A 13821-nucleotide genomic window follows, 5' to 3' on the forward strand; every position below is an offset into this window, starting at 1 on the left:
GACCTCTCGTCCGAACCGGCGGACCTCTCCTCACCTGTCAGGATTCTTCTCCCGAGGACGGTGTCATGCTGACTGAGCAGACCAACAGCGAGTTGGGTCGGCATCTGCTGACCATCCGAGGCGTCCAGTTCATCTTCGGCGCCCAGGGCGACCCCTTCGCCATGATCCTTCGCGCCGGTGACGACGAGCCGCTCGGCCACGGGGCGCGTGCCCGTGAACTCGGCCTGCACGAGAGCAGCATCGGCGCGTGGGTCACCGCCGGCCGCGAACTCGGTGCTCGCATCCTCGGCGATGCGCGGTTCTCCCCGCGCCATGCCGAGGAAGGGCCCCAGCACCACCCGGGCGTCGACGTCTGGGAGAACCCGCTGCTGTGCCACGTCGTCCCCCTCGACGACGCCCACCTCAACCTCGACCCGTCCGCATACCGGAAGCTGGCCGAGGCGGCGGCTCCGCTGCTGTCGGCCGAGGCGCTCGAGGCCCGGCTGCCGGAGATCGAGGCGGTCTACCGCGAGACGCTGGCCGCGAGGGGCGAACGGTTCGACCTGTACCGGGACTTCGCCGTCCCCGCCGCCCTGCGTGCGGTGGCCGACGTGCTCGGCCTGCCCGCGGAAACCCGCGAGCGCCTCGCCGACCTGCACGCCGGCCTCGCCACCGCCCTGGACGCCGGGCACTGCCCGCAGCAGCTGGCGACCGCCCGGGCGCTGCTCACAGCCGTGACGGACCTGTCCGCCGAGCTGACCGGCCTGGTCGACGCCGACCGCGCCACCGGCCTCGCCGCTCTCTCCGGCGCCTCGCCGCAGGACGCCGTCGCGATCGGGGCGCTCGCCGTGGTGGTGGGCGTCGAGGTCACCGCCACCGCCGTGTGCAACGCGGTGCAGGTCCTCCTGGACCACCCCGGGCAGTGGGAGCGGATCGGGCAGAACCCGGAACTGGCCGGGGCCGCGGTCCGGGAGGCCCTGCGACTGGCTCCGCCGCTCAGGTTCGAGAGCCGTATCGCGCGCGAGCGGATCGAGTTCGACGGCAAGACCGTCGAGGAGGGCCGGCGCGTGGTGGTGCTTGTCGACGCGGCCAACCGCGACCCGGAGTCCTTCGCCGACCCGGACGCCTTCGTCCCCGACCGCGCCGACGGTGACCGTTCACTCACGCTCCTCGGCGGTCCCGCGGCGCCGGTCACCGAGGCGCTGGTCCGGGTCCAGACGGAAGCAGCGGTCCGCGTTCTCGCCGAGCTCCGGCCCGGCCTGCGCACGGGTGCCGAGGTGTTGCACCGCATGCGCTCGGCGGTGCTGCGCGGTGTCCTGCGCTTCCCGGTCGCATGACCGGACCGACCATCACCAGGGGAGGAGCACCTCGGTGCGTGTACTGCTGACAGCCTTCGCACAGGACGCCCATCTCAACGGCATCGTCCCGCTCGCCTGGGCGCTGCGGACCGCCGGGCACGAGGTCCGGGTGGCCAGCCAGCCGGCCGCGGTCGAGAGCATCACCCGGGCCGGTCTGACGGCCGTTCCGGTGGGCGAGAACCACCGGATGGACGCCGTCATCCCCACCGTCGGTCCCGGGATGCTCGTGCACCACATGGACCGCGACTACCTCGAGAACCGTCCGGAGCGGCTGAGCCTCGACTACCTGCGGGCGTCGAACGCGATACTGACGGCGACCTTCTACGCGCAGATCAACAACGACACGATGATCGACGCGCTCGTCGACTACGCCCGGTTCTGGCGGCCGGACCTGGTGCTCTGGGAACCCTTCACCTTCGCCGGTGCCGTCGCCGCCAAGGCGACGGGAGCCGCCCACGCCCGGCTGCTGGCGTTCCCCGACCTCTTCGCCCACACCTATCTGACGCTGCGCCGCCGTCAGGCGGAACTGCCCGGGGAGCTTCGCGACGACCCGTTGGAGGAATGGCTGGCGTACACCCTCGACCGGCACGGCGCGACGTTCGATCCCGACGTGATCACGGGACAGTGGTCGGTCGACCAGATGCCCCCCGGTGTGCGGATGGAGCTCGGTCTGCCGACGGTGCCCACGCGCTACGTGCCGTACAACGGGCCGGGCCCGGCCGTTGTACCGGACTGGCTGCGCCGGCCGCCGGAGCGCCGCCGCGTCTGCCTCACCCTCGGGCTCACCATCCGGGACACGGAGTTCCCCAACGCCGTCGACGTCAACGACGTCTTCGCCTCGCTGGCCGACCTGGACGTCGAGGTGGTGGCGACGCTGAGCGAGAAGGAACTCGCCCATGTGTCGCGGGTGCCGGACAACACCCGGGTGGTGGACCACGTGGCTCTGCTGGCCCTGTTGCCCACCTGCTCGGCGATCGTGCACCACGGTGGCGCGGGCACCTGGGCGACCGCCGCCGCGCACGGGGTGCCGCAGGTGGCGCTCGGCTGGATGTGGGACGCGATCTACCGGGCCCAGCGGGTGGAGGAACTGGGCGCGGGGCTGCACCTGCACTCCGAGGGCCTGACCGTCGGCATCCTGCGCGACAAGCTCATGCGGGTGCTCGACGACCCCTCGTTCACGGAGGGGGCGCGGCGGTTGCGTCTGGCCATGCTGGCGGCGCCGAGCCCCAACGAAGTGGTGCCCACCCTGGAAAAACTGACGGCACGTCACCGATCGCCGGCCGCGGCGCGCTGACGTGGCGAGGACGGGAGAAGCGTGAACATCCTGGTGACCGGCGCGGCCGGCTTCATCGGCTCGCACTTCGTCAGAACACTGCTCGGCGGCGGATACCCCGGTCACGAGGGGGACCGGGTGACCGTCGTGGACAAGCTCACCTACGCGGGAACGCTGAACAACCTGCCCCCGCACCACCCGCGGCTGAACTTCGCGCACGGCGACATCTGCGACACCACACTGCTGGACAAGGTGTTCCCGGGCCACGACGCGGTGGTGCACTTCGCCGCCGAGTCGCATGTGGATCGTTCGGTGGCGGGGGCCGAGGCCTTCGTCCGCACGAACGTGCTCGGCACGCAGGCCCTGCTCGAAGCGGCGCTGCGGCACGGGACAGGCGTTTTCGTCCACATCTCCACGGACGAGACGTACGGCTCCATCGCCGAGGGGCGCTGGACGGAGGACGAGCCGCTGCTCCCCAACTCGCCGTACGCGGCGTCGAAGGCGGCGGCCGACCTGATCGCCCGGTCGTACTGGCGCACCCACGGTCTCGACGTGCGCATCACCCGCTGTGCCAACAACTACGGCCCCGGCCAGCACCCCGAGAAGCTGGTCCCGCTGTTCGTCACCCGGCTCCTCGACGGACGGCCGGTCCCGCTGTACGGGGACGGCTCGAACCTGCGGGAGTGGCTGCACGTCGACGACCACTGCCGTGCGGTGCGACTGGTGCTGGACGGGGGCCGGCCGGGGGAGGTCTACAACATCGGCGGCGGCACCCACCTGACCAACAAGGAGATGACCGGCCGCCTCCTCGCGCTGTGCGGTCGCGACTGGGACCTCGTGCAGCGGGTCGAGGACCGCAAGGGACACGACTTCCGGTACGCCGTGGACGACACGAAGATCCGCCGCGAACTGGGTTACGAGCCGCGCTGGTCGCTGGCGGACGGGCTGCGCGAGACGGTCGAGTGGTACGCCGCTCACCGTGACCACTGGGACGCCCGGGGAGAGGACGCCGACGGGGGGTACTAAAACTTGAATATCCGGCCCGCCCTCACTATGCTCGCCGGGTACCCAAATTTGAGCACCCGGAAGAAGGGGTGGGCATGGGCGGCGCCGACCTGGCGATCCAGACCGAAGCTCTGAAGAAGAAATACGGCGACAAGGAGGCCCTCGCGGGACTCGACCTGGAGGTACCCCGAGGCGTCGTCTACGGGCTTCTCGGCCCGAACGGCGCCGGAAAGACCACCGCGGTCCGCATCCTCTCCACCCTGCTGAAGTACGACGAGGGAATGGCCCGGGTCGCCGGCTACGACGTCGCCACCCAGTCGGCCCAGGTCCGCTACAGCATCGGACTCCTCGGTCAGCACGCCGCGGTGGACGAGGATCTGAGCGGGCGTCAGAACCTCGTGATGTTCGGGCGCTTATACCACATCGGAAAGCGCAACGCGCAGAGCCGGGCCGACGAGCTGCTGGAGCGCTTCGGCCTGGCCGACGCCGCCGGCAAGCCGGCCAAGCAGTACTCCGGCGGTATGCGGCGGCGGCTCGACCTCGCCGCCAGCCTCATCCTGGCCCCGTCCGTGCTGTTCCTCGACGAGCCCACCACCGGGCTCGACCCGCGGGGACGCAACGACGTCTGGGAGTCCGTCCGCGGCCTGATCGCCGAGGGCCGCACCGTCCTGCTGACCACCCAGTACCTCGAGGAGGCCGACCAACTGGCCGACCGGATCGCCCTGATCGACAACGGCAGGGTCGTCGAGTCCGGCACTCCCGACCAGCTCAAGAACAAGATCGGCGGCGACCGGATCGATGTCGTGCTCCGCCGGTCCCACGACATCGAGCGCGCCGCCCGCATGATCGGCGCCCTACTGCGCTCCGAGCCCGAGACGGACGCCGACAACCGGCGCGTCAGCGTCGTCGTCGCCAACCGGGTCGCCGCCCTCACCGCCGTGACCCGCGAGCTCGACGACGCCGGCATCGAGGCCGAGGACATCGCCCTGCGCAGGCCGACACTCGACGAGGTGTTCCTGAACCTGACCGGAAACGGGGCGGCCACGTCCGCCGATCCGAGCCTCAAGGAGGTCGCCCAGTCATGACCGCGATCATCGCGCCCGAACTGCCCAGGAACCCACTGGCCAAACTGGGCTGGGTCCTCGCGGACTCCTGGACGCTCACCCTCCGCGGACTGTCCCACTGGGCCCGCAACCCCACCCAGATCCTGGCCGGCCTCGCCTTCCCGATCCTGATGGTGCTGCTGTTCGGCGGCATCTTCGGCAGCGGCATGCAGGTCGAGGGCGGCGGGGACTACATGGAGTTCCTGATGCCCGGCATGTTCGTCATGTCGATGGCCTTCGGTATCGGTGAGACCATGGCCGGCGTCACCGCCGACGCCTCCAAGGGCGTCACCGACCGGTTCCGCTCCATGCCCATGTCCGCCGCATCGGTGGTCATCGGGCAGAGCATCGTCAACATGCTGTACAGCACCGTGGTCCTGATGATCCTCATGGGCTGCGGGGTCATCGCCGGGTGGGGCTGGAACGACGGGATCGGGCAGGCGCTGGGCGCCTTCGCGCTGCTGCTGCTGCTCCGGTTCGCCCTGCTGTGGGTCGGCATCTACCTCGGGCTGATCATCAGCACCCCGGAGGCGGCCTCCGCCGTCTACACCCTGCTCTTCCCGCTCGGCATCGTCGCCAACACCTTCGCCTCCCCGGAGATGATGCCGGGCTGGCTGGCGACGATCGCCGAGTGGAACCCGCTGTCGTCGACCGCCCACGCCACCCGTGAGTTGTTCGGCAACCCGGGCGTGGGGGGCACCTCGTGGATCGCCGAACACGCGATGCTCATGTCGTTCGTCTGGCCGCTCGCGATCTTCCTGGTGTTCTTCCCGCTGGCCGTCCGCAAGTACCGCGCCCTGAGCCGGTAGGGACGGCCCCGTGCCGGGGTGTGAGCCGGCTACATCCCCCGGGCCGGCTCACACCCCCCAGCCCGCCCGCCACCCGGCGGGCGATTCGTCGAGCGGTGCGCGAGGTCCCCGCGAAGCGATGTCGACCACGTCCGGAGCGGCCGAACCTAGCGTGCATCGCATGACCCTCTTCGACATCGACATCGCGGAACTGAACGGCCCGGCCGACCTGTTGTCCCGGCACCGCGGCCGGACCCTGCTCATCGTCAACGTCGCCTCCCGCTGCGCCCTGGCCGGCCAGTACGCCGGACTGGAGACGCTCGCCCGCCGTCACCGCGAGGACGGGCTGAGCGTCATCGGAGTGCCCTGCAACCAGTTCGGCGAGCAGGAGCCGGGCACCCCGGAGGAGATCGCCGACTTCTGCTCCGTCCAGCAGATCTCGTTCCCGCTCACCGAGAAGACCGACGTCAACGGAGCGGACCGGCACCCCCTCTACGCAGCCCTGACCTCCTTCGCCGACGCGGAGGGCCACACCGGGGACGTGCGCTGGAACTTCGAGAAGTTCCTCGTCTCGTCCGCCGGCGCATGCGTGGGGCGCTTCGGCCCCACGGTCGACCCGCAGGACCCCGAACTCCTGCGCGCCGTACGCGCGCAGTTGCACTGAGCCCGTCGAGTCTCAGCTCCTCGACGACTCACACGATGCAGAGAGGATGATTTGTGAACCAGACGCCGGTTACCGCAACCGACGAGGGCATTCAGGTCGTCGGTGCCCGAGAGAACAACCTGAAGGACGTCTCCCTCGTCATCCCCAAGAACCGGATCACAGTCTTCGTCGGCGTCTCCGGCTCCGGAAAGTCCTCCCTGGTCTTCGACACCGTCGCCGTGGAGGCCCAGCGGCAGCTCAATGCCACCTTCCCCTGGAACATCCGGCACGACCTGCCCAAGTTCGAACGCCCGCACGTGGACGCGGTCACCAGGCTGACCACCCCGGTGGTCGTCGACCAGCGGCCCCTGGGCGGCAACGCCCGGTCCACCGTCGGCACCGTCACCGACGTCTACACCGTGATGCGTGTGCTGTTCGCCAACCACGGCAACGACGGCCTCGGCCAGACCTGGCTCTACTCCTTCAACGACCCCAAGGGCATGTGCCCGGAGTGCGAGGGCCTCGGCCGCGCCCGGCGCCCCAATCCGGAACTCATGACCGACCTCGGCAAGTCGATCGCCGAGGGCGCCATCCTCCTCCCCGGTTACACCGTCGGCAGCGCGAACTGGCAGTTCTACGCCAACTACGAGCGCCTCGACGCCGACAAGAAGCTGGCCGACTACACGGACGAGGAGATGCACACCCTGCTGCACGGCAGCAGCGGCACGGTCGAGGTGACCTACCCCAACGGCAACGTGCTGGCCCTGCGCTACGAGGGCCTGGTGGACAGTTTCGTCCGCCGCCACCTCAAGCGGGACACGGGGGGCATGAGCAAGGCCGCCCGCGACAAGGCGGCCGAGTTCTTCACCGAGGGCGTCTGCCCCACGTGCGAGGGCGCCCGGCTCAACCAGAAGGCGCTCGCCACCCGTATCGACGGCCACAACATCGCCGACTGGTGCCAGATGCAGGTCAGCGACCTCATCGGGGTGGTCGCCGAGCTCCGGGAGCGGCTCGACACGCCGCTCGTCACCACCATCATCGAGACCCTGGAGCAGATCCAGGCCATCGGCCTCGGCTACCTCACCCTCGACCGGGCCACCTCCACGCTCTCGGGCGGCGAGGGCCAGCGGCTCAAGCTCGTCAACCACCTCGGCAGCGAACTGACCGGCCTGACCTACATCTTCGACGAGCCCAGCGTCGGCCTGCACCCCCGGGACGTCAGCCGGCTCAACGACCTGCTGCGCGCACTGCGCGACAAGGGCAACACGGTCCTCGTCGTGGAGCACGATCCCGACGTCATGGCGGTCGCCGACCACGTCGTGGAGATCGGGCCGCGGGCCGGCGTGCACGGCGGGACCATCGTCTTCGAGGGTGCCTACGAGGAGCTTCGCGTCACCGACACGCTGACCGGACAGGGGCTGCGGCGCACCGGCGGGATCAAGGAGACACCCCGTCCGTGGGGCCGGACCCTCCCGATCCGGAACGCGACGGTGAACAACCTGAAGGACGTCTCCACCGAGATTCCGACCGGGGTCCTCACGGCCGTCACCGGCGTGGCCGGGGCGGGCAAGAGCTCCCTGATCGCCCAGGCCTTCCGCGCCCAGTACCCGGGGGCCGTCTTCGTCGACCAGTCGTCCATCCCGCGGTCCTCGCGGTCCACCCCGGCGAGCTACCTCAAGCTGATGGACCCGATCCGCAAGCTCTTCGCCAAGGCCAGTGGCGAGGACGCCAGCCTCTTCAGCTTCAACTCCAAGGGCGCGTGCGAGGAGTGCGAAGGCCGCGGCCTGCTCATCACCGAGGTCGCCTACATGGACCCGGTCACCACGCACTGCGAGGTCTGCGAGGGCCGCCGCTTCAAGGAGTCGGTGCTCCAGCACCGGGTGCGCGGCAAGAACATCGCGGACGTCCTGGCGATGTCCGCCGAGGGGGCGGGGGACTTCTTCCTCTCGGGGCCGCTGCGCGCCAAGGCCAACGCCCTGATCGAGACCGGCATCGGCTACCTCGGACTCGGCCAGTCGCTGGCCACCCTGTCCGGCGGTGAACGGCAGCGGCTCAAGCTCGCGGACCGGCTCTCCGGCTCGGGGACGGTCTACATCCTCGACGAGCCGACCACCGGCCTCCACCTGTCCGACATCGACAACCTCGTCGGCCTGCTGAACCGGATCGTCGACCGGGGCAACACCGTCATCGTCATCGAGCACGACCTGGCCGTGATCTCCCAGGCCGACTGGGTCATCGACCTCGGGCCCGAGGGCGGCAACACCGGCGGTGAGATCGTCTTCACGGGGACCCCGGCCGAACTGGCACGGGCGGTCCACTCGCACACCGGTCAGCACCTGAGTCTGTACCTCGACCGGTAGAGGAGTCCCGCCCAGGCCGTCGCCACAGGCCCGTTGCGCAGACGCCGCGGACCCTTGCGGACAGAAGCTGACCGCAAGGGTCCGTAGCGTGGTCGGTGTCAGACAGCAGGGCTCCCGACGCGGGGGCCGAGTGGGCGAAAGGCGGCGGTCATGGTCAAGCACGTTCCCGCGGAGGCACACGGCGACGAGCGCGGAGCACTGCTCTCCTTCCTCGCCGAGCAGCGCGGCGGCATCCGCCGGGCCCTGCTCGGGCTGACGGACGAGCAGGCCGTGAGCACTCCGAGCGCCAGTGAGCTGTCGCTCGCCGGGCTGCTCAAGCACGTCGCCGAGGTCGAGCAGGGCTGGATCGCACGCGCCAAGGGCGAGCCGCCGGCCGTCCACCGGGACGACTCGAACTGGCACGAGTGCTTCCGGCTGGTCGGCGACGAGACGGTGGACTCGTGTCTGGCGTACTACGAGAAGGTGGCCGCCGGCACGGAGGCGTTCATCCGCTCGGTGCCCAGCCTCGACGACACCTTCCTGTTGCCGAAGACGTCCTGGAACCCGGAGGACGAGCAGCTCTCGATGCGCTGGCTGTGTCTGCACCTGATCCGCGAGACGGCCCGGCACGCGGGCCACGCCGACATCGTCCGCGAGTCGCTGGACGGTGCGACCGCCTTCGAACTGGTGGCGAAGGAACAGGGCGGCAGCCGGGGCTGACCTCTCCGGTTCTACGCTGGCCCCATGTCAGCGATCCGTCTCCTGGTGCTCGGCGCGGTCCGCCGGCACGGGCGGGCCCATGGTTACCAGGTGCGCAACGATCTGGAGTTCTGGGGCGCGCACGAGTGGTCCAACGCCAAGCCCGGCTCGATCTACCACGCCCTGAAGCAACTGGCGAAGCAGGGAATGCTGCGGGCACACGAGATCGCCCCGTCCACGGCCGGTGGCCCGCCGCGCACGGAGTACGAGGTCACCGAGCAGGGCACCGAGGAGTACTTCAGGCTGCTCCGGCAGTCCCTCACCGCCTACGACCAGAAGCCGGACGTGCTCACCACCGCGCTCGGCTTCATGGTCGACCTCGGTCGCGAGGAGGCCCTCGGCCTGCTCGAACAGCGCGTGCGCGCCATCGAGGAGTGGCGGGCCACCGTGGTCAGGGACTACCTGCCCGCGCAGGGCCCGGAACAGCTCGGCCACATCGGCGAGATCATGAACTTCTGGGTCCACTCGGCCGACGCGGGTGCGGAGTGGACCCGCGACCTCATCGAACGTGTCCGCGCCGGCGCCTACACCTTCGCGGGCGAGGGCGACCCGTTCGCCGGCGTGCTGCCGCCCGACGACACCGCCTAGTGGTGGAAGCCGGTCGCCGCCCCCTTGTCCTCGGTCAGCGGGCGCGGCTGCCGGCGCAGCTCCGGCAGCAGTCGCTCCAGGTCCTGCGCGAGCAGCTCCGCGAGGTCGGCGGAGAAGCCGTTGCGGCACACCACCCGCAGCACGGACAGGTCCTGACGGTTCTCCGGGAAGGTGTAGGCGGGCACCAGCCAGCCGCTCTCGCGCAGCCGCCGGGAGACGTCGAAGACGTCGTACGCCGTGACGTCCGGCGCCGTCGTGAAGGCGAACACCGGCAACTGGTCGCCCCGGGTGAGCAGCCGGAAGTCGCCGAGCGCCGCGACCCGCCCGGCCAGCTCCGTGGCCACGTCCCGCGCGGCCTGCTGGACGGCCCGGTAGCCGTCCCGGCCCAGCCGCAGGAACGTGTAGTACTGGGCCACGACCTGCGCGCCCGGCCGGGAGAAGTTGAGCGCGAACGTCGGCATGTCGCCGCCCAGGTAGTTCACCCGGAACACCAGCTCCTCCGGCAGGGCCTCCGCGTTCCGCCACAGCGCCCAGCCGACGCCCGGGTAGACCAGCCCGTACTTGTGTCCCGAGGTGTTGATCGACGCCACCCTCGGCAGCCGGAAGTCCCACACCAGGTCCTCGTCGAGGAACGGCGCGACCATGGCGCCCGACGCCCCGTCGACATGCACGGGGATGTCGAGCCCGGTGCGCTCCCGCAGCGCGTCCAGCGCCGCGCAGAGCTCGGCGATCGGCTCGTAGGACCCGTCGAAGGTGGAGCCCAGGATGCCGACGACACCGATGGTGTTCTCGTCGCAGAGCTCGGCGGCGGCCTGCGGGTCCAGGTGGAACCGCTCGCCTTCCATGGGCACCAGCCGCGCCTCCACCTCCCAGAAGTTGCAGAACTTCTCCCAGCAGACCTGCACGTTCACGCCCATCACCAGGTTGGGCCGGGCTCCGGGGTAGCGGTCGGCGTTGCGCGTGGTCCAGCGCCGCTTGAGCGCCATCCCGGCGAGCATGCACGCCTCGCTCGACCCGGTCGTCGAACACCCCACGGCACTCGCCGGGTCGGGCGCGTGCCACAGGTCGGCGAGCATCGCCACGCAGCGCCGCTCCAGTTCGGCGGTGCGCGGGTACTCGTCCTTGTCGATCATGTTCTTGTCCCGGCACTCCGCCATCAGCATCCCCGCCTCCGGCTCCATCCAGGTGGTGACGAAGGTGGCGAGGTTCAGCCGCGCGTTGCCGTCGAGCATCAGCTCGTCGCGCACCAGCTGGTGGGCGGTCGCCGGAGCCATGGGCTGGGCCGGGAGCCGGTGCGTGGGCGGGGCCTCGGCCATGTCGCCGAGCGGGTTGGCGGGGCCGTAGAAGGGGTTGACGGACAGGCGGCGGTCGCCGGGCCGGGGGGAGCCTTCGGTGAGCGGCATGAGTGCCTCCAGAGGGTGGTGGGGGAGGGGTGGCTTCAGTGGACGGACGTGCCGTCGTGGCGCAACTGCATCTGCGGCCGGCCCGTCACCAGCAGCCAGGCGGGCAGTGAGGCGACGCAGAGCACGGCGATGATCCCCGGCGAGTCGACCAGCACCGCGGCGACGAACAGGCTCACCCAGCCCTGCCGGGTGATGGCCAGCAGCAGTCCGAGCACGGCGGCGGAGACCCCGATCGAAGGGTGCACTCCGGACACCAGGGCGTGGGCGCCCAGGCCGAGGGCGGTGCCGACGAACACCGCCGGGAAGATGCGCCCGCCCCGGAAGCCGCAGGACGCCGCGACCAGCAGCGCGGCCAGCTTCACGACCGTCAGCAGGGCGTACTCCCCGGCCGACCGGCCGTCCGGGTCCCGCGCGAGTTCGGCGATCTCGTCCAGTCCCTTGAACAGCGTCAGATGACCGCCCAGGGCCGCGAGGGCGCCCAGCACGAGGCCGCCCGCCGGGAGCAGCAGCATCGGGTGGCGCAGCCGGTGGAACACGCCGTGCACGTACGGGAAGGCCCGCACGACGGCCATGCCGAGCAGGGCGCCCACGGAGGCGACCACGATCGCCGACAGCAGGTCGCCCCAGCCGGGCCGGCCGAAGGAGGGCAGGTCCAGGTCGAAGCTCGGACGGTCGATGAGGGTGGCGGTGAGGGCACCGGCCGTGCCGGCGGTCAGCGGCGCGAAGACGTTGTCCCACAGCAGCCCGCGGGTCTCCCGCAGGGCCAGCGCCTCCGAGATCACCAGGGCGGCCGCGACCGGCGTGCCGAACAGGGCGCCGATCGTCGCGGCCTCGGCCAGCGCCGGCCAGACGCGGCCCGGCGCCCGCGGCACGAGCCGGGTGCCCAGCCAGGCCGCCAGGCCGACGTTCACGGTGATGACGGGATTCTCCGGGCCGAGACTGGGCCCGCCGGCCAGCATCAGCGCGGTCACCAGCAGCAGTCCCGGCAGCACCACGGGCGGCAGCACCGGGGCGTCCAGTCCGACGGTCGCCGGATCCGGACCGGCGTGCCCCGGCGCCTTCCACACCACCAGCCCGACCGCGACCCCCGTGGCGAAGAGCATCACGAACATCCACGCCACGGAGTACCGGCCGATGCCCAGCGCGTCCGGCAACGGCCCCCAGAGCACGTGCTGGAGTTCCTCCGCGGCCACCTCCACCCCCACCAGGACCAGGCAGGACAGGATCCCCACGGCCAGAGCGGGCAGGATCGTCGGCAGCAGGGCGCGGGCGGGAGTCGCGGGGGTGACGGAGGGCGCCTGCTGCGCGGAATCCTGGACCACGCGCACACCATAAACGCCTCATAGGGGACAAACGGGGAACGTGCTTGCGCCTCACGTGGCGTGAGGCCCGACCGTGGAGCACGGAAGAAGAAGGGAGCGGACGTGAGCTACTCCGTGGGACAGGTCGCGGGCTTCGCCGGGGTCACGGTGCGCACGCTGCACCACTACGACGACATCGGCCTGCTCGTCCCGAGCGAGCGCAGCCGTGCGGGCCACCGGCGCTACAACGACGCCGACCTCGACCGGCTGCAGCAGATCCTGTTCTACCGGGAGCTCGGCTTCCCGCTCGACGAGATCGCCGTCCTGCTGGACGACCCGGACGTGGACCCGCGCGCGCACCTGCGCCGGCAGCACGAGCTGCTGACCACCCGGATCGAGAAGCTGCGCAAGATGGCGGCGGCCGTGGAACACGCCATGGAGGCACGCAAGATGGGACTCAACCTCACGCCCGAGGAGAAGTTCGAGGTCTTCGGGGGCAAGGACCCGGAGCAGTACGCCGACGAGGTGGAGGAGCGCTGGGGCGGCACGGACGAGTACGCCGAGTCGCAGCGCCGCACCGCGAGCTACACCAAGGAGGACTGGCAGCGCGTCCAGGCCGAGGCCGCCGACTGGGGGCAGCGTTACGGCGCCCTGATGGCGGCGGACGAGCCGCCCACCGGCGAGGCCGCCATGACCCTGGCGGAGGAGCACCGGCAGCACATCTGCACGTGGTTCTACGAGTGCTCCTACGAGCTGCACCGCTGCCTCGGCGAGATGTACGTCTCGGACGAGCGCTTCAAGGCGTTCTACGACGCGCTGCGCCCGGGCCTCGCCGAGCACCTGAAGGACGCGATCGCCGCGAACGCCGCGCGTCACACCTCCTGATCCCCGGCCCGGGGGTGTCTCACTCCCGGGTCAGGACCACCGCCGTGCCGTACGCGCACACCTCGGTGCCCACGTCCGCCGCCTCCGTCACGTCGAAGCGGAAGGCGAGCACGCCGTTGGCGCCACGCGCGCGTGCCTGTTCGACGAGCCGTTCCATGGCCTGGTTGCGGGTCTGCACGAGCGTCTTGGTGAGCCCGCGCAGTTCGCCGCCGACCATCGACTTCAGCCCGGCGCCGATCTGGCTCCCCAGGTGCCGGGAGCGCACGGTCAGGCCGAAGACCTCGCCGATCACCTCGCGCACGTGATAGCCGGGAATGTCGTTCGTGGTGACGACGAGGACATCGGGCTCCGGGCCCTGTCCGCCGCCGTATTCATCGATGCCCATGGTGCACAGCTT

General features: G+C 70.8%; 13 protein-coding genes. 10 read left to right on the forward strand and 3 right to left on the reverse strand.

All coding sequences use genetic code 11. From position 1 onward, the window contains the following. Positions 1-65 precede the first annotated feature (65 nt). From ABTX62_RS09190 to ABTX62_RS09230, 9 genes are all read left to right on the forward strand, one after another. The gene (locus ABTX62_RS09190; protein ID WP_352115558.1) at positions 66-1316 is read left to right on the forward strand and encodes a cytochrome P450 family protein; all 1251 of its coding nucleotides are present in this window, start codon (positions 66-68) and stop codon (positions 1314-1316) included. A 34-nt stretch (positions 1317-1350) separates the two neighbouring features. After that, on the forward strand, positions 1351-2631 hold the full coding sequence (locus tag ABTX62_RS09195; protein ID WP_352115559.1) for an activator-dependent family glycosyltransferase: 1281 nt from the start codon (positions 1351-1353) through the stop codon (positions 2629-2631). Positions 2632-2652: 21 nt separating this feature from the next. After that, positions 2653-3636 (forward strand): dTDP-glucose 4,6-dehydratase, encoded by a 984-nt coding sequence (gene rfbB / locus ABTX62_RS09200; protein ID WP_352115560.1) that lies wholly within the window; start codon positions 2653-2655, stop codon positions 3634-3636. 74 nt (positions 3637-3710) lie between these two features. After that, positions 3711-4700 carry an ATP-binding cassette domain-containing protein gene (locus ABTX62_RS09205; protein ID WP_352115561.1) on the forward strand — a complete coding sequence of 330 codons (990 nt, stop codon included), beginning with the start codon at positions 3711-3713 and terminating at the stop codon, positions 4698-4700. Next, complete coding sequence (locus tag ABTX62_RS09210; RefSeq protein ID WP_283967960.1) at positions 4697-5527, forward strand: ABC transporter permease; 831 nt, start codon at positions 4697-4699, stop codon at positions 5525-5527. The genes ABTX62_RS09205 and ABTX62_RS09210 overlap by 4 nt, the downstream gene beginning before the upstream one ends. Before the next feature lie 160 nt (positions 5528-5687). Next, entirely contained in the window at positions 5688-6170 is a 483-nt protein-coding gene (locus tag ABTX62_RS09215; RefSeq protein WP_352115562.1) for a glutathione peroxidase, read from the forward strand. 53 nt (positions 6171-6223) lie between these two features. Then, positions 6224-8509: an ATP-binding cassette domain-containing protein gene (locus ABTX62_RS09220; protein ID WP_352115563.1), complete on the forward strand. Its 2286-nt coding sequence runs from the start codon at positions 6224-6226 to the stop codon at positions 8507-8509. A gap of 150 nt (positions 8510-8659) precedes the next feature. Next, complete coding sequence (locus tag ABTX62_RS09225) at positions 8660-9208, forward strand: DinB family protein (RefSeq protein WP_352115564.1); 549 nt, start codon at positions 8660-8662, stop codon at positions 9206-9208. Positions 9209-9232: 24 nt separating this feature from the next. After that, entirely contained in the window at positions 9233-9835 is a 603-nt protein-coding gene (locus tag ABTX62_RS09230) for a PadR family transcriptional regulator (protein ID WP_352115565.1), read from the forward strand. On the opposite strand, the gene gad is transcribed toward ABTX62_RS09230, so the two are convergent. Both gad and ABTX62_RS09240 read right to left on the reverse strand, forming a co-directional pair. Further along, positions 9832-11238 carry a glutamate decarboxylase gene (gad, locus tag ABTX62_RS09235; protein WP_352115566.1) on the reverse strand — a complete coding sequence of 469 codons (1407 nt, stop codon included), beginning with the start codon at positions 11236-11238 and terminating at the stop codon, positions 9832-9834. The genes ABTX62_RS09230 and gad overlap by 4 nt on opposite strands. 35 nt (positions 11239-11273) lie before the next feature. Next, a complete protein-coding gene (locus ABTX62_RS09240) occupies positions 11274-12560 on the reverse strand; it encodes an ion channel protein (protein WP_352115567.1) in 1287 nt (428 codons plus the stop codon). A gap of 102 nt (positions 12561-12662) precedes the next feature. On the opposite strand from ABTX62_RS09240, the gene ABTX62_RS09245 reads away from it, so the two are divergent. Continuing rightward, the gene (locus ABTX62_RS09245; protein WP_352115568.1) at positions 12663-13424 is read left to right on the forward strand and encodes a MerR family transcriptional regulator; all 762 of its coding nucleotides are present in this window, start codon (positions 12663-12665) and stop codon (positions 13422-13424) included. Positions 13425-13443: 19 nt separating this feature from the next. Here the strand turns inward: ABTX62_RS09245 and ABTX62_RS09250 are convergent, their stop codons facing one another. Then, positions 13444-13809 (reverse strand): YbjQ family protein, encoded by a 366-nt coding sequence (locus ABTX62_RS09250; protein WP_283967952.1) that lies wholly within the window; start codon positions 13807-13809, stop codon positions 13444-13446. Positions 13810-13821 lie beyond the last annotated feature (12 nt).

The organism is Streptomyces sp. NPDC096046 (assembly GCF_040303285.1).
Lineage (GTDB): Bacteria > Actinomycetota > Actinomycetes > Streptomycetales > Streptomycetaceae > Streptomyces.

What these genes read in the sequence shown, in the direction of transcription:
- ABTX62_RS09190 (WP_352115558.1), top strand. Translation starts at nt 66, where the DNA reads ATGCTGACTGAGCAGACCAACAGCGAGTTGGGTCGGCATCTGCTGACC.
- ABTX62_RS09205 (WP_352115561.1), top strand. Translation starts at nt 3,711, where the DNA reads ATGGGCGGCGCCGACCTGGCGATCCAGACCGAAGCTCTGAAGAAGAAA.
- ABTX62_RS09210 (WP_283967960.1), top strand. Translation starts at nt 4,697, where the DNA reads ATGACCGCGATCATCGCGCCCGAACTGCCCAGGAACCCACTGGCCAAA.
- ABTX62_RS09215 (WP_352115562.1), top strand. Translation starts at nt 5,688, where the DNA reads ATGACCCTCTTCGACATCGACATCGCGGAACTGAACGGCCCGGCCGAC.
- ABTX62_RS09225 (WP_352115564.1), top strand. Translation starts at nt 8,660, where the DNA reads ATGGTCAAGCACGTTCCCGCGGAGGCACACGGCGACGAGCGCGGAGCA.
- ABTX62_RS09230 (WP_352115565.1), top strand. Translation starts at nt 9,233, where the DNA reads ATGTCAGCGATCCGTCTCCTGGTGCTCGGCGCGGTCCGCCGGCACGGG.
- gad (WP_352115566.1), bottom strand. Translation starts at nt 11,238, where the DNA reads ATGCCGCTCACCGAAGGCTCCCCCCGGCCCGGCGACCGCCGCCTGTCC.
- ABTX62_RS09250 (WP_283967952.1), bottom strand. Translation starts at nt 13,809, where the DNA reads ATGGGCATCGATGAATACGGCGGCGGACAGGGCCCGGAGCCCGATGTC.